We start from the raw sequence: 20,289 nt of genomic DNA, 5'->3' as shown, positions 1-20,289 counted from the left end.
ATTATAGATAGGAAAAGCCAGTACTTCCCGAAAACAGATCAACAATCCCTCTAATCCAGTTCCATTAAGGCCATGGAATTATTACACATTTCCAAAATAAAAAAATGGAGCAGTTGCCTGCCCCATTTCCCAATTCAGCCTTGCATATTATTCGAAAGAAGAATCTTTCGCAGGACGACGCCCTTCGTTGTTGCTTGGACGCGGTTTGCGGTCACGGTTGTAACCACCTTCTCTGCTTCCACCGCCACTGCTGTTGCGATCGCGGTTGTAACCACCACGTCCGCCACCACTGCTGTTACGGTCACGGTTGTAGCCACCGCCACCACCGCTGCGGTTACCGCTGTAGCCAGATGGTTTACGTCCGCTGGAGCGAACATCTGGTTTACGACGTTTAGCACGAATCGGATCTTCTGGAGTCAATTCAACTTGAGCGTCTTTTTTGTCACCTGTCAGGAGCTTCAGGGAAGCAGACAACAGTTGAACAGAATCATATTGCTCAAGCAATTGAATTGCGATACCTTTGTATTCGTTCAGTTCACCGGATTGTACAATCTCAAGCAAACGCTCAGCTGTCAAACGTTGTTTACCTTCTACAGCCTCAGCCAACGTTGGCAGTGGTTTGCGAGGGATACGGTGACGTGTTACACGCTCAATGAAGTGCAAGTGATCGATCTCACGTGGTGTAACGAATGACCAAGCAGCACCCTCTTTACCTGCACGGCCCGTACGACCAATACGGTGAACGTAGCTCTCAGGATCTTGCGGAAGGTCAAAGTTCACAACGTGAGTTACGCCGGAAACGTCGAGACCACGTGCAGCCACATCTGTTGCAACGAGTACATCAATGCTGCCGTCACGGAACTTACGCATTACTGTATCACGTTGGTTTTGAGACAAGTCACCATGAAGACCATCAGCGGAGTATCCACGTTTTTGAAGTGCTTCTGCCAATTCGTCAACACGACGTTTTGTACGTCCGAATACGATCGCCAGTTCAGGAGATTCCATATCCAGCAAACGGCTGAGTGCTTCGAATTTTTGACGCTCAGGAACTTCGATGTAAGCTTGGTCAATCAGAGGTGCACTAACTTGTTTCGGAATTACGGATACGTGCTCTGGGTTGTTCAAGAATTGCTGAGCCAGTTTTTGAATGTTAGGAGGCATTGTTGCTGAGAAGAGCATCGTTTGACGATCAGCCGGAACTTGTTTAAGGATGGATTGAATATCCTCCATGAAGCCCATGTCGAGCATTTCATCTGCTTCATCCAATACAACCGTTTGTACATCTTCAAGTTTGATCGTTTTGCGGTTAATGTGATCCAGGAGACGTCCAGGTGTACCGATGATAATCTGTGGTTTTCTTTTCAGTGCACGGATTTGACGAACGATGTCTTGTCCTCCGTAAATTGGCAGGGAGCGCAAACCTTTGAAGCGGGTGAGTTTTTCGATCTCTTCGGCAACTTGGATCGCAAGTTCACGTGTAGGTGCCATAATGAGGGCGCGGATTTTTTCGTCGCTTTTGGAGATTTTGCTGATCAGCGGAATACCGAATGCTGCTGTTTTACCTGTACCTGTTTGAGCTTGGCCGATCAAATCTCTGCCTTCAAGCGCAATAGGGATCGATTTGGATTGAATCGGTGTTGCCTCTTCGAACCCAAGTTCGGTGATGGCTTGCAGCACCAGTGGTTCAAGATTGAAATCTGCGAAATTTAAATTTGTCAAAATTATTCATACTCCTTCTATAGGGTGGACATGGTGGACAATCCACTTTGTTGTCTGTATTCTTAAGTAGCGTTAATATTTATAGGGTATCCCATAAGGGCAAATTATTTTCACAATCATCACAATTCGTGAATGGGTCCCCAACATAAGACTAAAACTACATACATCTGTTTGAAACATTTCAAATTTTATCGTTCCATTTGGAAAAAGTTCCCTACTCAAGAATATCCACAAATTATTATATCACAAAACAAATCAAGATTACCAGCAATCTGGTTTTAAATATAAATGAGGTGATTAAATTGCCCAAAATAATTTGGCACTCTTTAGTGATCATATTGGGTGCTGCAGCTATAGCCTGCGGCTTTAACTGGTTTTTGGTCCCCCATCAGCTGCTAAGCGGCGGGGTATCCGGTATTTCCATGCTTCTTGGTTATTTTACAAATTTAAATCTTAGTGTAATGTATTTTGTTCTTAACATTCCTTTGCTCGTTGCGGGTTGGTTTATTCTTGGACGACGATTCATTATATTGAGCATTGTATCGGTAGCAGCCACTTCCTGGTTTATTGGATTGCTGCCTGTTTTTGTCGTGGCTACAGACCCTCTCCTCAGCTGTGTATTCGGGGGCGTTTTGGTAGGTCTGGGCACAGGAATCTCCTTCCGGGTAGGCGGTTCTACCGGCGGATTGGATATTGTCGGTTCCATTTTCACACGATATCGGGACTTTCCGATTGGTACGGTTATGGCAGGCATGAACGGGGCAATTATTATGCTCGCGGGTTATCTGAATAATGACTGGAACATTGCCTTGGCCTCCATGGTATCGATTTATATCACAGGGAAGGTGCTGGATCTGATCCACATCAGTCATGTTAAAGTGACGTTGTACATCATCACGAATGAGACAGAATCCATGTTGAAAAAATTGCTGGTTCGTCCTCGCGGAGTCACGAAGATCAAAACCCAAGGGGCATATACCGACATTGAAAAGGACATGTTAATGACGGTGACAACCCGTTATGAGCTCGTTGAGATTAAACGCATCATTAAGGAAACCGATCCCAATGCGTTTGTGAATATCGTCGAAACGGTTGGTGTCATGGGTTCTTTCCGCAGAAGTTGAGACACATGTACGGTTAACAATTTATATAATTGTGGTATAATAATTGTGCACGGCTCCTAAATATGATGTATAGCAGGATCTGCCCTTCACTTTCACAGGCCATATGCTTTTCCGATTCGCGCCGAATGACTTACCATTTTGGAATTCGAGTAGGAAAGGGTGATTATTGTGGATATGGAAACGGTAAAACTGTTTGAAATCGTCAACAGATGGTGTCCGGAAATGCTCCCTTTCTTAAAACCGAATGAGCTCGATTCACTTATTGTTCTCCGGGATGGGCTGGGCATTCTGGAGCAGGGAGACGCAATGGAAATCATTCAGTACAGTATTTGTGAGCATCAGAACGATATTTACATTCAATAAATTTTTTTGACTGATTACGCCGCTTCTTGAGAGGTTTCCCCCTCACAGGAAGCGGTTTTCAATTTTCCCGGGCTGTTTCATTACTTGATTAATATGGTTAAAAGCCCAGAGGCTTTATTATATAATTCAATCATGGAATGCACATAAGGGAGTGGGAGTGAAATGAACATGTTTTGGGCTTTACTGGCCATGGCCATGGGAAGCTTCGGTGGTACACCTGCAACAGCAGATCAGGGAAATCAGCAATTTCAATCATTAACGAACAGTTTCAACACCGCTATTATTCAATCACAAAAAGATCAGGTCGTTATTGATGCAGACAATCCGCCTGCCAAGGTTGATCCTCAGCCGGACGCACCCGTTGTTAAAGGCATTTATGTTACAGCCTACAGTGCTGGTGGAGCACGGATGAAAGAATTGCTCGATCTGATTGATAACACGGAGCTTAATTCCATGGTCATTGATATCAAGGACGATCTCGGATACATAACCTACCCTACAGAGAACAAATCACTACAAGAAATGGGCAAATCCCAGTCATTTATTCGGGATATTGACGCTTTGATGAAAAGACTGCAAAAACATGAAGTCTACCCGATTGCCCGGGTCGTCGTGTTCAAAGATACGATTCTTGCCAAAAAAAATCCGGAACTTTCTTTCCGAAACAAGGATGGCTCGGTATGGGCCAACGGCAAAGGCGACAGTTTCGTGAACCCCTACAGCAAGGAAGTCTGGGATTATAATATCGAAATTGCCAAGGAAGCCGCCAAGCTTGGATTCAAGGAAATCCAGTTCGACTATGTTCGTTTTCCAGAAGGCTTCGAGAATCGCGCAGATAAGCTCAAATACACCAAAACGGATAAGTCCCGGGTTGACGTTGTAGCGGAATTTGTTCAATACGCCCGCAAGGAACTGGCGCCGTTGGGTGTCCGGGTTTCGGTGGATATCTTCGGCTACGCAGCCTCAGTGCCTGCAGCAGAAGGCATCGGTCAGGATTTTGTAAAAATATCCGAAAATGTGGATGTGATCTCACCAATGGTCTATCCAAGCCATTACTCAACGGGATGGTATGGTGTGAAGGACCCTGACAAGGATCCCTACACCACGATCAAAGGCTCCATGGAAGACACACACAAGAAACTCGACCCAACCAAAGAGCTCAAGCCGGTAATTCGTCCGTGGATTCAAGACTTTACGGCAAGCTGGCTTGGCAGCGGGCACTATATCAAATACGGCAAAAAACAAGTTGAAGACCAGATTCGCGCAATGAAAGATATGGATGTAGATGAATACCTGCTCTGGAATGCGTCCAATCGTTACACCTCTGGTGTGAACTATAAGTAAAGATAAGTCAGGCACTCTTCCCACCTTTATTCACCTCGTTCCGCTTGTGCGGAGCGAGGTTTTTTATTTGTTTTGTCACCTATCTGGAGCTGTTCCCTGTTCAAATTCGGCAAAATCCACTACAATGAATAGCTGTCCATATATGTCAGTTGAATGATCATTCTTATGAATAGCGAGGCACTCCCAGTGAACATGACAACCACAAGTTTTTCGCAAAAAGTAAAACAATTCCTGATCATATTTTTACCCATATTCACAACACAGATCGCCCTGTCTGCCATGTCCTTCTTCGATACCAATATGTCAGGCAAGTTTTCCCCGGCCGATTTGGCTGGTGTAGCAATAGGTACGAGTCTGTGGATGCCGGTACAAACCGGGCTTAGTGGAATTCTCATCGGAATCACTCCTGTGGTATCCCATCTGCTTGGCTCCAAACGCAAGGATCAGATCGGACACAGTGTCATACAGGCACTTTATTTGGGCATTGCCGTCAGTCTTGCCGTTCTTGCCATAGGAGCCATGATCCTTACCCCAATTCTGAACGGGATGCCGCTGGAACCGCGTGTTGCCCAGGTTGCCCTATATTTTCTGTGTGCGCTGGCTTTTGGTATCCTTCCACTATTCGGATATACCGTGCTGCGCAGTTTCATGGATGCACTTGGGCAGACACGAATCACCATGTTCATCACGTTAGTTTCCCTGCCAGTTAATATTTTACTGAATTATTTACTCATCTTCGGACGATGGGGTTTTCCCCAGCTGGGGGGTGTGGGCGCAGGTGTGGCTACCGCGTGTACCTACTGGCTTATTTTCCTTATCAGCATCTTCTTTGTGCATCGGATTGAGCCTTTTGCCCAGTATGGGGTATTTCGTCACCTCACTGGCGTATCACTGGGAAAATGGAAGGAACTCCTCAAAATCGGGGTACCCATCGGCTTCGCTACTTTTTTTGAAACATCGATCTTTGCTGCCGTGACGTTAATGATGAGCCGGTTTGACACCATTACGATTGCTGCCCATCAGGCTGCCCTCAATTTCGCGTCTACGCTGTACATGCTGCCAGTGAGCATATGTATGGCCCTTACCATCCTTGTCGGTTACGAGGCAGGTGCTGGACGTTTGAGAGATGCCAAGCAGTACAGTCTGCTTGGTATTGGCGGAGCCATTGTACTATCACTGCTGACAGCGGTTGTATTGCTCGTCTTTGGAGAACAAATTGCAGGTCTGTATTCAAACGAACATGAGGTCATTGCCTTAACTCAGCATTTCCTCATTTATGCCATCTTCTTTCAGATATCGGATGCCATCGCTACCCCAACCCAAGGTGCACTTCGGGGATACAAAGATGTTAACCCTGCGTTGATGATTACGTTCGTGGCTTATTGGATCATTGGTCTTCCCGTAGGCTACATTACTGCCACGTATACATCGCTCGGCGCTTTTGGATACTGGATCGGCCTTATTGCCGGCCTTGCTGTCGGTGCCACTGCACTGCTCTGGAGACTGTTCCTGGTTCAGCGGAAAACTGCAGTTCGCATGGTTGAACAATCAAATTAATCAGTTCAAGGATAAAAGTAAGCAAGCTCACATTACTTTACATCACATCACATCACATCACATCACATCACATCACATCACATCACATTTCATGTGATGCAAAAAAAGCACAGCGCCGTCAACCCGGGCTGTGCTCTTTTGATTGTTGTTTATTGAGATAAACGTTGTGCAAGTTCGTACGTGTTCATGTCGAAATCTTTTTTCGTGTTAACGACTTTATCGATATCTGTCAGGACCAGCTCACCTTTGATAATCCCACAACCCTTGTCGGTCTCACCGGAAATCAGGCTGCGTACAGCGAAGTCACCCAGACGGCTGGCCAGGTTACGGTCAAACGGAGTTGGCGTACCGCCACGTTGAATGTGACCCAGTACAGTTACACGCGGCTCATATGTCGGGCAGCGTTCCATCAGTTCTTTGGCCACATCTTCGCCTCTGCCAACGCCTTCAGCAACGATAATGATACTGTGACGTTTACCATGTGCGAAGTTGGCTTTCATCCGGTCTGCCACTTCATCCATGTCGAATGGAACTTCCGGTACAAGAATCGTTTCGGCACCGGACGCCAGTCCGGCATGAAGTGCAATATCGCCACAGTGGCGGCCCATAACCTCAACGATGGAAGAACGTTCATGAGAAGACATGGTATCACGCAGTTTGTTGACTGCATCTACCACTACACTTACTGCTGTATCGAATCCAATTGTATAATCCGTAAATGAGATGTCATTGTCAATGGTTCCTGGAAGACCCATCGTGTTGATCCCCAGTTTGCTCAGTTTGTTGGCACCATTGTAAGAACCGTCCCCACCGATAACAACCAGACCATCAATGCCACGGGCACGCAGGATGTCTGCTCCCTTTTGCTGGCCTTCTGCCGTGTAGAACTCCTTGCAGCGAGCCGATTGCAAAACCGTTCCGCCACGCTGAATGATGTCACCTACACTGCGCAGATCCATTGGGAAAATATCGTTATTCAACAGACCCTGATACCCGCGTTGAACCCCGTATACTTCGAGACCGTGGAACAATCCGCTGCGAACCACCGCACGAACAGCCGCGTTCATTCCTTGTGAATCACCACCGCTCGTTAAAACTGCGATTTTTTTTACTGCTGTCATGATGTTTCTTCCTCCTCTAGTTTCACTTCAGGCTTCCGCAACAATGCGCCTGACTTACATATGTTTGCGAATCCAGCGACTGAAGATAAAGAAAAAAACTCTGGTCATTGGACTCTTCTTCATCAAACGCTTGGATACGGCGCGAACTTCCTGCTGTTCGCTGACTTTGGGATCAGACAGGTAAATGGCAAGCAGTCCTTCGATAATCATCCGGTGAAAAGCGCTGCCCGGAATATTCTGCACATCACTGCGGGCCATCTCCACGATAAAAGCAATGCGGTCCAGCATCGTCTCCACATTCTCGTAGTAATTGCAGAAGTTGAGATCTCCACCGATACGATCTTCATCCTGATCGATTAAATAATCGAGCATAATGTGCAATGCGCATACATGCGGAAAATAGGCAGTGTGGATCGAGGCCGCCTGCTCTTCAGTCAGCTGATCATCACTTGCAGCCAGAAACAGCATGAATACGCCCAGCGTAGAGCCGGTCGCGGCGGCAAATTCGTTCCAACGGAACTGAGGTGTTCGGTGGCGGTGCTCCGACCACCATTCGAGCAGTGCCGTTTCTCTCAGTTCCGGCTTGATGTGCTTATATACCTGCAGGTCCGTGTATAGGCCTGCCAGATCCTGAATTTGGGGCTTGGCGGACGCATATCCAGGCAGCTGACGCGTCAACTCCTGACATGTTGTCACCAGATTCCGCAAGTATCCACCGTCGTCCTGCTCCTCTCGGAGCGCATAATAATTGACTGGTGTTGCTTCGGGATCTACCGCATCAAGCATGGATTGATGGAGAAGCCGAAAGTCATTCGGGTCCATCGATGTGCTGCGGTCGCACAGATTGTCCAAATAATCACTAATAGTTTGATAAGAAACAATGAGCGGAATCAGGATGTGCCTCTTTGGCATATCAGGCAAAGCATAAACCGTTCCGCCTTCACAGTGAAACTGTTTGTCTTTGAGACTAGCCAGGGCCTGATTGCGTAATTCCTCATTCGGAATTTTCTCGGCCTCAGCACGCCAGGCAGCCAGTTCTTTCCGCGTTTCCGGAATGGTGTACTTGTACACCCCTCTCATCAATTCCAGCGGTCCCCGCGGATATTGATGTCGACTTTGATTAGATTGGCTCAAAATAAATGTGCCTCCACTTGGTTGAATACGTATTAGAGCGATTTTTAACCAATCCCATTATAATATGAACCCCTTAATTGTACAAATGATCTACCGCATAATCACGGCAAAAAATCGCATCCGCTGCCAAGTCTTTGTGATATACTAAGCATATTTCATCCATCAAAGGAGTCGTTGACATGACGTCAAGTGAGCCTCTCTCGTGGAGACGGTTATTTGCTTTTTTTGTGCCGCTCGGCATATCCGCCTCTTTGGTTACCATTTCTCACGTGATTATTAATAGTACACTCGCCAGATCTGCCCACCCGGAGACGGTCATTGCCAGCTACGCCATTGCCGGCAGTCTGCTGACCCTTACCGAACGCCCCTCCACACTGCTGCGGCAAACCTGTTCTGCGCTGGTACGGGACCGCCTTTCTTTTCAGGCCCTCACATTCGTCACCAAAATATTTCTTGCCTGCGTACTGCTAATTGGATTCCTTATCGTATACTCTCCTGTTGGTACAGTAGTTTTTAAATATCTGTTTGGCGTGAGTCCCGATCTGTTGACCAAAGTGATTGATGTTTATGAAATTCTGATGTACGTCAGCATTTTCTCCGTCATTCGCAATATCTACCAGGGCATCATTATTACGAATAACCGGACCAAATGGCTGACCATCGGCATGTTATTCCGTCTTGGCGGCATGTACGGCCTGTCTCTGTATTTCATCTATACAGACAGCATTAACAGTGGTCGTGTAGGCGCTATCATTTTTGCGGCAGGCATGATGATCGAGGCCCTGGTGAGCTTTCTGGAAGGAAACAGCATCAAGCGAAGCATGCCAGCCAAGCTTGAAGATCACCCTGTTGAAAGCAAGGGAGACGTTTTTCGCTTCTACAAACCGCTCTTGTTATCCAGTTTTGTGGCCTTGTTCATCGGACCCGTCATCAATATCGTACTTGGCAAAACAACCGGAATTGCGCTGGCCATCTCTTCTTTTGCTGTAGCCAGCAGTCTGATGCAGCTTATGCTGAGCTTTTTTACTTATATCCATCAAATTGTGCTGAACTTCTATCAGATTGATGCCAAACTGGTGAAAAAATTCGCACTGGTCACCGGATTTATTCCGTTTGCCATGACTGTATCCATTGCCTACACACCTCTGGGTCCCTGGGTACTGGAGAATGTAATGAGCGTTCAAGGCAACCTGCTGCAGCAAAGCTTGTGGACACTGCGTGCCTTTGTACTATTCCCGCTGATTTCACCTTTTCTCGACTTCAGCAATGGATTGATCCTGCTGCGGGGACAAACCAAAACGATGTTTCGGTCCCAGTCAGCCAATGCCATCTGTACGGTTATCGTACTGCTCATTCTGGTCACCATATTTCCAGCGTGGAACGGCATGATCGGAGCGGTCGCTCAGTCTCTTGGCCTGCTTGCCGAACTGATCATTGTCTGGCTTGTCATCAGGCGCACGCAGAAAGAGCCTTCCATGTCTGCTGCACCGTCCGGAAAATCACCTTCACTTAAAGGCTAAATATTGAAATGCATTGAAGAATGGAGTCTCTCAACATGAAATTAAGTCACAACGCCCGCCCGGATCAAAACTGGCTGCGGGCACTAATGTTCACAATCTTCGGCTCTACCGTACTGGTTGTATCCTATTTGCAGCTGTATTTCAGTCATCTGGGATTCAGCCGGGCTGAAATTGGATACCTGTACGGGATCGGTCCACTTGTTTCGGTATTCTCCAACATGTTCTGGAGCATGGCCAGTGATCGCTATAAAACGGTCCGCAAAGTCATGATCATTCTGCTAGGCGGACAATTGATTACAGGTGTCATGCTGGCAAATGCCACGTCCTTCGGACAGGTATTTATCCTGGTAACCTTGTTTTACTTTTTCTACTATCCGGTTTATCCCCTTGCCGATACGATGGCGATTACAACTGCAAGCAAATATGGCCGCAACTTCACGTCCATTCGTGTTTTCGGCTCGATCGGCTACGCATTTTTTGCATTAAGCATCGGGTATTTTCTTGGCTCTTTTGGACCGGGATGGACGATGTGGGTGTGCATCGCACTTGCGGCCATTACACTTCTGATCAGTTTCCGATTACAGGATCAGGAAGAGCCTTCTGGCACTACCAGTAAAATGGACCTTTCAGGGCTGTGGGCGATCTTGAAACGGAGGGATGTCCTTAGCTTTTTCGGCTGTGTCTTCCTGCTGGCACTGGGTCACCGGATGAACGAGGCTTTTCTCACCATCACGCTGAAGGACCTCGGTGCCAGTGAAGGGCTAATCGGCTGGTCTTTGCTCATCTCTTCCGTGAGTGAAATTCCGATTTTTCTACTGCTCAGCAAGTATGGCAATCGTTATAAGGAGCTTCCACTCCTCACGTTCGTTGCGCTGATGTACACCATTCGTTTATTGCTAATGTCTGTCTCGGATACACCTGCGGCTGTTGTTGCGATTCAGACCATGCACAGCGTTACCTTCGGCATTTTCTACGTGACAGCCGTCCGCTATATTACACGCCTTGTTCCCGATGCGTACCGTGCAACAGGAATGGCCCTGTTTACCATTGTGTGGTCCAGTGCCTCTGGTCTGCTCAGCGGAACCTTTGGCGGTTTGATATTGGATCATGCCGGCAGGCATGTTTTCTATCTCACAGCAATGGCATTCTCACTCGCTGCACTTGTTGGCTTCGTCCTGAAGCTGCTGTCCAGCATGACCAATCGTGCGCAATGAGCGCTATACAACCTTTGCCACATATGAACACAAAAAAGCACAGTCTCCCGAGGGGGACTGTGCTTGGGTTCTTTATATTCAGCTAGAAGCCAATCATTTATAAGAAATCCGATAAACGGAAAAATCTTACAATTTAATTACGTTAGCTGCTTGAGGACCACGGTTTCCATCAGTGATTTCGAATTCTACCGCTTGACCTTCTTCCAATGTTTTAAAGCCGTCGCCTTGGATTGCGGAGAAATGTACGAATACGTCCTCGCCGCCTTCAACTGAAATAAAGCCATAGCCTTTTTCTGCGTTAAACCATTTAACTGTACCTTTCAAATGAACAACCTCCTAAAAATATCGCCATCTATGGCGAATACCCTAATTATACTGTATGACTTTCTACATTGCAATTTATCTTTTCAATAAATGCGGAAAAAATTTGCTTTGAATCGTAGGGTACGGTATCATTTTACCAAAACCGTTAGTTTGGAGACTACCTATGATAAAAAAACATGAAATATACAAAACCGACAAGTGGAATATGATGACTGTAGAGGTACAGGGCAAATATCTCGTACTCCGTGAAATTTCCGAAGAATGGGGCGAGGAATGCCACACATTTCTCAGCCGCCCTGCCTTGATGCACTGGGCTGAACGCCGTTTTCCTAAGGCTGATTTTGAGAACCGCGAAGATGAATGGCGTCAATTGATGGCTGCTTTCAAAGAGGTGTAATGGATGCCGCTTGACTCAAGCAATGTCGTCATCTTCATTATCCTTGCCTTTTGTCTGGGAGCTGTACTTATTCTGGGACGCAATTCCATCCCGGATCGACTTCGGCGGGGAATGGCTCTCATTGCCACACTGCTGATTTGTTTTGCTTTTTTCCTGATCGTCTATTTCCTAGCCAATATGGGAGCCTAGTGCTCTCAAATATTTCAACAGGCCCGAGGCCATACTATACCGGATTGTTCGTATAGTGAGGAGGAAGGCCGCTTGAAATACCGCAAATCGCTGTTTGTCTTGCTAGTACTCAGTCTGATTCCTTCGTCTCTCTCCGCACAAGCGAGCGAGCCGGGGGCAGACTGGTCTATACATCAACTTCATCAAAGGAGGATTCCCATGAGTCAATTATTGAAACGTTCCGAGGTGCCAACTGAACATACCTGGAAACTCGAAGATTTGTTCGCCGATCAGAAAGCCTGGGATCAGGAATACGAAGAAGTAACGTCTCTGACCAAGAAAGCCTCCGAATTTCAAGGCAAGCTGAACAAGCCGGAATCTCTTAAGGCATGTTTCGAACTCGAAGATGAGGTCAGTCTCAAAATTGAACGCCTCTTTGTGTATGCACGCATGCATCAAGATGAAGACACAGCTAATCCTACATACCAAAACCTGTCCCAAAAAGCGCAAAAGCTGAGTGTACGTGTTGGCGAAGCTCTTTCCTTTGTGACACCCGAAATTCTCTCTCTACCGGATGATCAGCTGGATGCATTCATTGCCGATGAGCAATTGTCTGCATTCAAGTTCACGCTGGAAGAGATGAAACGTGAAAAGGCGCATGTCCTGAGCAAAACGGAGGAAGCTCTGCTTGCACAGGTGGGCAACTTGTCCCAGGCACCACAGACGATCTTCAGCATGCTGAATAACGCTGATCTCAAGTTTCCCAAAATCAAGGACGAACATGGCAACGAAGTGGAGCTTACCCACGGAAGTTACATTCAGTTCCTGGAGAATCCTAATCGCGAAGTTCGTGAACGTGCTTTCAAAGCCGTGTATGAAACGTATTCCAAACAGAAGAACACCATTGCCGCAGCCCTGAATGCCAACGTCACCAAAAACATGTTCTATGCCAACGTCCGGAAGTATCCGTCCGTCATGGAGATGTCCCTGTACGGTGACAACATTCCAACGGATGTTTACACCAATCTGGTGGACACCATTCATGAGAGCCTTCCACTGCTGCACCGTTATATGGATCTGCGCAAAAAATTGCTCGGTGTGGACCAACTGCATATGTACGATCTGTTCGCTCCACTGGTCGATGAGTATAAAATGGATATTACCTATGAGGAAGCCAAACAAACCGTTAAAGATGGTTTGAAACCGCTTGGCAAGGACTATGCAGATGCTCTGCAGGCGGGTTATGATGACCGCTGGATCGACGTATACGAGAACGAAAATAAACGATCAGGCGCATACAGCTGGGGTGCATATGGCACTCACCCATACGTCTTGCTTAACCACAAAGACAATCTGAACAGCATGTTTACGCTGGCACATGAAATGGGTCATGCCTTGCATTCGTATTATTCGGATACTTCCCTTCCGTATCGGGATGCACAATATACCATTTTCCTTGCAGAAGTTGCATCCACAACCAATGAGGCGCTGCTGATGGATTATCTGCTTAACAAATCCACGGATCCAAAGGAAAAGCTGTATCTGTTAACATACTATGCAGATCAATTCCGCACCACCGTGTTCCGTCAAACGATGTTTGCAGAATTTGAGAAAATCATTCATGAGCGTGCAGAAGAAGGCGAAGCCCTTACGCCGCAGCTGCTCTCTGAAATTTATTATGACCTTAACGTCAAATACCATGGAAACAGCATGGCTGTTGACAAGGATATCGAGATGGAGTGGGCGCGTATCCCCCATTTCTATAACAGCTTTTATGTTTATAAATACGCAACCGGCTTCTCTGCAGCAACAAGCTTCTCCAAACAGATTCTCGAAGAAGGTCAGCCTGCGGTAGACCGTTATCTCGGCTTCCTCAAGAGTGGTGGAAGTGACTACTCCATCAATATTCTGAAAAAAGCAGGCGTGGATATGTCTTCACCACAGCCAATTCGCGAAGCCATGAGTGTCTTCAAAGAATTGATTGAACAAATGGAACAATTGACCAAATAAGGTTGCCCTACTGTTCCATGTGACCTGCATCCCTTGCCCGAATGGGCAAGGGATTTTATCATCAAGCCAGATGCACAGCGCCTTCTTTGGGGTAATGCATTCTATTCCTGAATTGTTCAACAAGGAGGCACCACCATGAAAATGCAATGGACCCTCATCGCAGGTCTTGTTTTTGCACTTCTAACCGGAATCTTCGCTGTAATTAATGTGGATTCCGTGCAGGTCAACCTGCTCTTTAACACGGTTCAAATCCCATTAATCCTGCTGATTTTAGGCTGTACCCTGATCGGCGGAATCATTGTAGGATCCTATGGCATTTTCCGCCAATATCGATTGCAGCGCGAGAACAAGCAATTAAAACTGCGTATAATCGAATTGGAAAACTCCACTTCAAGTTACTCGTCACCCGATTCCTATACAACGACAGAACCATTCGGAGCGACAGAAACGGATAGTATTGCTCAAACGGATTCCATCCAGAGTGGGCGTAAAGGAAATTCTGCGGATACGTTGTAAGAAGAAGAAACAGCCTGCTGGATAAGGAATGGTTTGGCCCATTCTACCAGACAGGCTGTATTCTTGTTTAACGGAACACCTATTATTAAGGAGGAACTCTATATGAATTTTACAATTAATGAATCCTACGTCCTGACCTTTCTGAAAAAGCTGCTGGATACCCCAAGCCCAAGTGGTTACACACACTACATTATGGAGATGATCCGGGAAGAAGCACGATCATTGAATGTCCCATTCGAACTAAACAACAAAGGTGGGGCCGTACTCACTTTACCTGGTCAAGATTCATCCAAAACGGTGGGGCTTAGTGCACATGTGGACACTTTAGGTGCCATGGTACGTTCCATCACTTCCTACGGTACGCTCAAGCTGACTTCTGTTGGCGGATTCTCTATGCATAGTATTGAAAATGAGTATTGTACCATCCATACACGTGACGGCAAGACATACACCGGGACCATTCTCTCCCTGCATCCTTCTGTTCACGTCTACCCTGACGCCCGCACCTTTGAGCGTACGGAGAACCATATGGAAGTTCGAATTGATGAAGTGGTCTCGTCCAAGGAAGACGTTCTGGGACTGGGCATCAGCGTGGGTGACTTTATTTCTTTTGACGCACGTGCGGTTATTACACCAAGCGGTTATATCAAGTCACGTCATCTGGATGACAAAGCCAGTGTGGCTGCCCTATTCGGCATCTTGGAATCAGCGCATCGGGAAGGCTGGAAGCCACTTCATGACATTTCTCTGCTTATTTCGAACTATGAAGAAGTTGGTCATGGTGCCTCCTATATCCCGGCAGAAATCAGTGAACTGATCGCTGTAGATATGGGAGCAATGGGTGATGATCTCAGCTGTAAAGAAACGGATGTATCCATTTGTGCCAAAGACTCCTCTGGCCCGTATGATTATGATATGACAAGCCGACTGATTGAGCTTGCCAAACAAGTGAATCTTGATTACGTAGTCGATATTTATCCACAATACGGCTCTGACGGTAGTGCCGCCTTGCGAGGTGGGAATAACATTCGTGCTGCGCTGATTGGTCCGGGGGTTCACGCTTCCCATTCCATGGAGCGTACACACAAGGATGCCGTTCTGAATACGGCCCGGTTGCTGGCTGCATACATCACAACCAAGTAGTCAACCAGCCCGTGCCTCAATAATAAACGAAGATGCCAGCAACAGCTCATTCAGGCTGCCTGGCATCTTTTTTTACTCTCATCTGATTATCCCATCCTAGTCGGCCTGCTCCACATACTGATGATATCGCTGCTCTAACCCTGTTAAATCTCGCTCATGATCACGGATTTCATTTTTCAATACATGCAATGTACGGCGAACTGTACGCAAACCATCCTCCACCTGGGATTCCGCTTTGCGTATTTTGTCCTGTACCATCCAGTCCACAAAGAGATTGTCGAAGAAATAATCTGCAAAGGATAACAAACCTCCTAGCTCCAAGTCCGTGTGTACAGCCATTTTTACATCTTCCAATTCCTTCTGGAATCGTTTCAGATGTCTTCCAGCTTCGGTTATGGCAGATTGCGCGTCATCCATACGACTGCGTTTGATATGAGTAGATATCATGCCTCCACCCATCATGTCGTAAACTCCCCAATTCCCTGCAGACTTCAACGCATCACCGGCACGATTCAGTGCACTCAGTAACCGTTCACCTTCACGATCTGCCTCCTTAAGTTCCTTCATCTCGCCGCGCAAATGCTCCAGATCCTCTGCCAATTGCCTAAGTTCATCATTGTTTGACAGAAGTTGATTTTCCTTTTTGCCCCACAACACCTTGTAATCATTTTCCCAAAAGCGATATTTACTCTGCTCATCCAGTTCGCGCTGCACTTCCTTGCGCTGCTCATGGATGTCGTTTAACATGTGGCAAGCTGTATCGTATTCAGCCTTACTCTCCATAAGCTCCATTTCTTCCTTCTCCAGGCGCTCCTGCTTTTTACCGATCAGGTTATAAAAAAATGCAGACAGCGTCATGCTATTCAGCCGATCCACATCATCCTGCTCCTTCTGGAGATGTTCCAGGCACCGCTGTACTTTCGTTTGCCACTCAGCTTCTTCCTCATTCAACTTCTCCATTCGTATGTTCCACTTCTCGTAAATTCTCCCCTTCTCCTTGAGCACAGCCAGTTGTTCATTCAGTTCTTTGTACATAAATGTGGTGTTCTCCTTTCGCTGGAACTATTTCCTTACTACTTACAACGTAATGGATATGGTTAACGTTTCATATAAAAAAAATCGCCATCCCTCAAAACACAGCGTTAAGCCACATTTTAAAAGATGACGATTCAATTGATTCAATTAGGATTTGCTTTTCTCAATCTGCTCAGCAAGCTCATTCAGGAAGGTCCAACGTTCCATCAGTTCGTCCAGATGACGCTCTGCCTCGGCCTGCTCTGCCATCAGTTCCTGCAGACGGGCTGAATCACTGAAGGATTCCTCCATCGCAGTGGTAATCCGCGCAAGATTGGCTTCGGCCTTCTCAATATTCTCATCGATCTGATCATATTCCCGTTGTTCCTTGAAGCTGAATTTCAGCTTGGGTTTGGCTGCTGCAGCAGCAGACTTAACCTCATCCGTTCCTGCTTTTTTCGCTGCTGAACCACTATCGCTCACCGGAGAAGCTCCCGGTGCATTCTTCAGCATCCATTCCGCATACTCACTATAGTCGCCAACATGAACCCGAATGGCACCATCGCCCTCGAACGCCAGCACTTTATCCACGGTACGATCCAGGAAATAGCGATCATGGGATACAACGAAAACAACACCGGGAAAGTCATCCAGGTAATCTTCGAGTACCGCCAGCGTTTGAATATCCAGATCGTTGGTCGGCTCATCCAGAAGCAGTACATTCGGCGCAGCCATCAGCACACGCAGCAGATAGAGACGACGCTTCTCTCCACCTGACAGACGAGAGATTGGCGTCCACTGCGATGCAGGTGTGAAAAGGAACCGTTCCAACATCTGGGCTGCTGTAATCAGCGACCCATCGGCAGTCCGCACATTCTCGGCTACTTCCTTGATATATTCAATGACTCGCAGAGATTCATTCATTTCCTGATGCTCTTGTGTGAAGTAGCCCAAATTGACGGTTGGACCAAGAACCACCTCACCGGAATCCGGCTCCAGTTTGCCAGAGATCATCTGCAGCAGAGTCGATTTACCACTGCCGTTCGGTCCAACGATACCCACCCGGTCGCCAGGTACGGCAATATAGCTTAGATCTTCAATTAATTTGCGATCGCCCGCCGATTTGGACAAATGCTCAATCTCCAGAATCTTTTTGCCCAATCGGGTGGATCCTACCGAAACCTCCAATGAGCCAGAACGAGTAGGACCTTGTTGGTCCTTCAGCTGTTCGAACCGGTCAATTCTCGCTTTTTGTTTCGTTGTCCGCGCCTTGGCTCCGCGACGAATCCAGGCAAGCTCCGTACGCAGCAGATTTTGCCGCTTTTGCTCCGATGCCGATTCGCGTTCTTCCCGCTCCGCCTTCAACTCTAGAAAACGGGTGTAATTCGCCTCATACCGGAACAAACGTCCATGATCCAGCTCCAGCATCACATTCGCCACACGATCCAGGAAATAGCGATCATGCGTAATCATGAGGAGCGCACCGCGGCGTTTTTGCAAATACTGCTCCAGCCAGATGACGGAATCATTATCGATATGGTTCGTCGGCTCATCCAGGATGAGAAGCTCACAGGGATGAATCAGTGCAGACGCAAGAGCTACCCTTTTGCGCTGTCCACCGGACAATGTTCCCATTAGGGCATCGAATTGACGGATACCAAGTTTGGACAGAATGCTTTTTGCTTCACTTTCCATCTGCCAGATCTGGAGCTGCTCCATCTGCTGGTTCAGACGCAATAACCGTTCTTGCAATGCTGGATCGGAAGGATTGAGTTCTAACAATTCCATCGTCTCCGTATATTCACGCATTGTTTTCATTTCTGGGCCATCGCCCTCAAATACTTGCTGCAGTACGGTATTATCAGGGTTAAACTCAGGATTCTGTGCCAGAAACTGAATACGCACATCATTACTGATGGCAATCTGTCCTTCATCTGCCGGCTCCATGCCTGCAATCACACGCAGAAACGTGGATTTTCCTGTTCCGTTCACCCCAACGACGCCGATCTTGTCCTGATCCCCCATGCCAAACGAGGCATCCTTGAACAATATTTTCTCGCCATAGCTTTTCGCAATTTGCTCTACCGTCATTATGTTCATTGCTCGTTACCCACTTCTCTGTAAATTGAAATTCAATATTCTCTTGATTCCACGCACATGATGATACTTATATTTGTAAAAAGGAACGGCATCCGTCCAGAAATAGAGCCGCTGCAAAAGCAATTCGTTTATTCAGGTCTTCCTCATTGAACTCCGGATTCAGCATGATGTCCATCTTCAATCGGTCCAAAATCCCGATGTAAGCTTCAGCCAGAAGCACAGGTTCAGGTACGCTTGCACTTTTCAGCACCTCACAAACCATGCTCATATACTCATTCATGAATGCCTTCATAAATTTCATCAAGTCCGGATCATTGTTGGGTGCCATAAAAAACAGTTTCGTATGATTGCGCCGCTCGTAATAATAGGTCAGGTGTGTCTTGGCAATAGCGCCAAGCTTGTCACCCGTGTTCTCCTGAGATTTCAGAGCATAATCAAGCCTGCTGATAAAACCGTTACAATCCCGCTTGGATACGGCGATAAATAATTGTTCCTTGCTTTTGAAATATAAATAAATGGTGCCTTTTGCAATGCCTGCTTCGTCCGCAATATCGGACATTTTTGTCTCATAAAATCCTTTTGAGCCAAAAATACCATAAGCTGCATCCAAAATAGCCTCCGATTTGTCTCCATGCACAGTGCTCACTTGCACTCCCTCCCTACAGCGCCAAAATGTTGCCCAAACCGATCGCCAAACACCCTCCGATCACCGAACTCAGGACATTGACGAGATCGTTGCTCATCCATGCCCAGCCACGTGCTCGCACGGTCGTGCGCCCACAATGTTCGCTGACCTCAACTTCGCGCCCACATGTGGTGCAGCGGTACATTAACTGAACCGTTGCTCCCAGATAAGAATCGGCAAACGCTCCAGCCAGTCCACCCACGAGGCCTATGCACGTCCAGATCAGAAGACCCTGAGTCTCAATGCCTGCGATCCATGAAAAGAAAAATGCACCGACTCCAATTAACGCTCCGCCTACAGCAGCCGCCGTTGTACCAAGTAATGACACGCCTCCGGATGCGCCTGGGGTCAGCACCTTCCAAGTCACAACTGAACGTGGCGGTTTGCGACTTAGACTTCCGAGCTCGGTAGCCCAGGTATCAGATGTCACGGTTGCCATGACTCCAACAAACGCATATGTCCAAGCCGGGTGTGGTATGATCCAGTATCCCAGACACAGAACCATGCCGATTCCGCCGTTAGCCAGCACTTGTCCTGCATCCCGATTGCCTGTCTTGGCATACGATTTCTCAAGCTCCTGCTTGCGTTCCTTGCGATATTTGGACAGCAGCGTTGAGGTAATGAAAAATAACAACAGTGTGCCAAACCAAAACAGGTTACCTGCTCCGTAATAGATCGTTCCCATCATCACAGCTGCCAGGCAGCCGGACAAGGTTAGCGACTTCTTCGCGTAGGCAGCACCAGCCACAATAAAAGCGCATACGGCGCCGATAATCCAGTCCATAATCTCTCCTGCATGTGGAAGCATGTAGAGTCCACATGACGTTTATTAT

General features: G+C 47.1%; 19 protein-coding genes. 11 read left to right on the top strand and 8 right to left on the bottom strand.

Going from position 1 to position 20,289, the window contains the following annotated elements:
- Positions 1–147 precede the first annotated feature (147 nt).
- On the bottom strand, positions 148–1,722 hold the full coding sequence (gene cshA, locus HP552_RS34145; RefSeq protein ID WP_175399745.1) for a degradosome RNA helicase CshA: 1,575 nt from the start codon (positions 1,720–1,722) through the stop codon (positions 148–150).
- A gap of 302 nt (positions 1,723–2,024) precedes the next feature.
- Between cshA and HP552_RS34140 the strand changes: the two genes are divergently transcribed.
- From HP552_RS34140 to HP552_RS34125, 4 genes are all read left to right on the top strand, one after another.
- Positions 2,025–2,846, top strand: coding sequence for a YitT family protein (locus tag HP552_RS34140; RefSeq protein ID WP_175399744.1), 822 nt, complete (start codon positions 2,025–2,027; stop codon positions 2,844–2,846).
- Positions 2,847–3,020: 174 nt separating this feature from the next.
- Positions 3,021–3,209 (top strand): hypothetical protein, encoded by a 189-nt coding sequence (locus HP552_RS34135; protein WP_170948057.1) that lies wholly within the window; start codon positions 3,021–3,023, stop codon positions 3,207–3,209.
- A 162-nt stretch (positions 3,210–3,371) separates the two neighbouring features.
- The gene (locus HP552_RS34130; RefSeq protein WP_175399743.1) at positions 3,372–4,553 is read left to right on the top strand and encodes a putative glycoside hydrolase; all 1,182 of its coding nucleotides are present in this window, start codon (positions 3,372–3,374) and stop codon (positions 4,551–4,553) included.
- A gap of 192 nt (positions 4,554–4,745) precedes the next feature.
- Positions 4,746–6,110: an MATE family efflux transporter gene (locus tag HP552_RS34125; protein WP_175399867.1), complete on the top strand. Its 1,365-nt coding sequence runs from the start codon at positions 4,746–4,748 to the stop codon at positions 6,108–6,110.
- 149 nt (positions 6,111–6,259) lie between these two features.
- On the opposite strand, the gene pfkA is transcribed toward HP552_RS34125, so the two are convergent.
- Positions 6,260–7,231, bottom strand: a complete 972-nt coding sequence (gene pfkA, locus HP552_RS34120) for a 6-phosphofructokinase (RefSeq protein WP_175399742.1) — start codon at positions 7,229–7,231, stop codon at positions 6,260–6,262.
- 54 nt (positions 7,232–7,285) lie between these two features.
- Positions 7,286–8,365: a tetraprenyl-beta-curcumene synthase family protein gene (locus HP552_RS34115; protein ID WP_175399741.1), complete on the bottom strand. Its 1,080-nt coding sequence runs from the start codon at positions 8,363–8,365 to the stop codon at positions 7,286–7,288.
- 179 nt (positions 8,366–8,544) lie between these two features.
- On the opposite strand from HP552_RS34115, the gene HP552_RS34110 reads away from it, so the two are divergent.
- Together HP552_RS34110 and HP552_RS34105 are read left to right on the top strand one after the other, a co-directional pair.
- Entirely contained in the window at positions 8,545–9,885 is a 1,341-nt protein-coding gene (locus HP552_RS34110) for a multi antimicrobial extrusion protein MatE (protein WP_175399740.1), read from the top strand.
- Positions 9,886–9,920: 35 nt separating this feature from the next.
- A complete protein-coding gene (locus HP552_RS34105; protein ID WP_175399739.1) occupies positions 9,921–11,099 on the top strand; it encodes an MFS transporter in 1,179 nt (392 codons plus the stop codon).
- A 126-nt stretch (positions 11,100–11,225) separates the two neighbouring features.
- On the opposite strand, the gene HP552_RS34100 is transcribed toward HP552_RS34105, so the two are convergent.
- Positions 11,226–11,423: a cold shock domain-containing protein gene (locus HP552_RS34100; RefSeq protein ID WP_095288023.1), complete on the bottom strand. Its 198-nt coding sequence runs from the start codon at positions 11,421–11,423 to the stop codon at positions 11,226–11,228.
- 163 nt (positions 11,424–11,586) lie between these two features.
- Here HP552_RS34100 and HP552_RS34095 point away from each other — a divergent pair, with 163 nt between their 5' ends.
- The 5 genes from HP552_RS34095 (at position 11,587) to HP552_RS34075 (ending at position 15,657) form a co-directional block, all read left to right on the top strand.
- Positions 11,587–11,820 (top strand): hypothetical protein, encoded by a 234-nt coding sequence (locus tag HP552_RS34095; RefSeq protein ID WP_056700248.1) that lies wholly within the window; start codon positions 11,587–11,589, stop codon positions 11,818–11,820.
- Positions 11,821–11,823: 3 nt separating this feature from the next.
- Positions 11,824–12,009, top strand: coding sequence for a hypothetical protein (locus tag HP552_RS34090; RefSeq protein WP_175399738.1), 186 nt, complete (start codon positions 11,824–11,826; stop codon positions 12,007–12,009).
- A 198-nt stretch (positions 12,010–12,207) separates the two neighbouring features.
- A complete protein-coding gene (gene pepF / locus HP552_RS34085) occupies positions 12,208–13,998 on the top strand; it encodes an oligoendopeptidase F (protein WP_175399866.1) in 1,791 nt (596 codons plus the stop codon).
- A 135-nt stretch (positions 13,999–14,133) separates the two neighbouring features.
- Positions 14,134–14,514: a LapA family protein gene (locus HP552_RS34080; protein WP_175399737.1), complete on the top strand. Its 381-nt coding sequence runs from the start codon at positions 14,134–14,136 to the stop codon at positions 14,512–14,514.
- A gap of 102 nt (positions 14,515–14,616) precedes the next feature.
- Positions 14,617–15,657 carry a M42 family metallopeptidase gene (locus tag HP552_RS34075; protein ID WP_175399736.1) on the top strand — a complete coding sequence of 347 codons (1,041 nt, stop codon included), beginning with the start codon at positions 14,617–14,619 and terminating at the stop codon, positions 15,655–15,657.
- Between the two features lie 96 nt (positions 15,658–15,753).
- Here the strand turns inward: HP552_RS34075 and HP552_RS34070 are convergent, their stop codons facing one another.
- The 4 genes from HP552_RS34070 to HP552_RS34055 form a co-directional block, all read right to left on the bottom strand.
- Positions 15,754–16,692 carry a hypothetical protein gene (locus tag HP552_RS34070; RefSeq protein WP_175399735.1) on the bottom strand — a complete coding sequence of 313 codons (939 nt, stop codon included), beginning with the start codon at positions 16,690–16,692 and terminating at the stop codon, positions 15,754–15,756.
- Positions 16,693–16,839: 147 nt separating this feature from the next.
- Positions 16,840–18,771, bottom strand: coding sequence for an ABC-F family ATP-binding cassette domain-containing protein (locus HP552_RS34065; RefSeq protein ID WP_175399734.1), 1,932 nt, complete (start codon positions 18,769–18,771; stop codon positions 16,840–16,842).
- A 67-nt stretch (positions 18,772–18,838) separates the two neighbouring features.
- On the bottom strand, positions 18,839–19,417 hold the full coding sequence (locus tag HP552_RS34060; RefSeq protein ID WP_175399733.1) for a TetR/AcrR family transcriptional regulator: 579 nt from the start codon (positions 19,415–19,417) through the stop codon (positions 18,839–18,841).
- Between the two features lie 13 nt (positions 19,418–19,430).
- The gene (locus HP552_RS34055) at positions 19,431–20,240 is read right to left on the bottom strand and encodes a DUF92 domain-containing protein (protein ID WP_175399865.1); all 810 of its coding nucleotides are present in this window, start codon (positions 20,238–20,240) and stop codon (positions 19,431–19,433) included.
- Between the last annotated feature and the right edge of the window lie 49 nt (positions 20,241–20,289).

The sequence above is a fragment of the Paenibacillus xylanilyticus genome (assembly GCF_013359935.1).
In the GTDB taxonomy this organism is placed as follows: domain Bacteria; phylum Bacillota; class Bacilli; order Paenibacillales; family Paenibacillaceae; genus Paenibacillus; species Paenibacillus xylanilyticus.
This window is presented reverse-complemented; position numbering and strand designations above follow the sequence as displayed.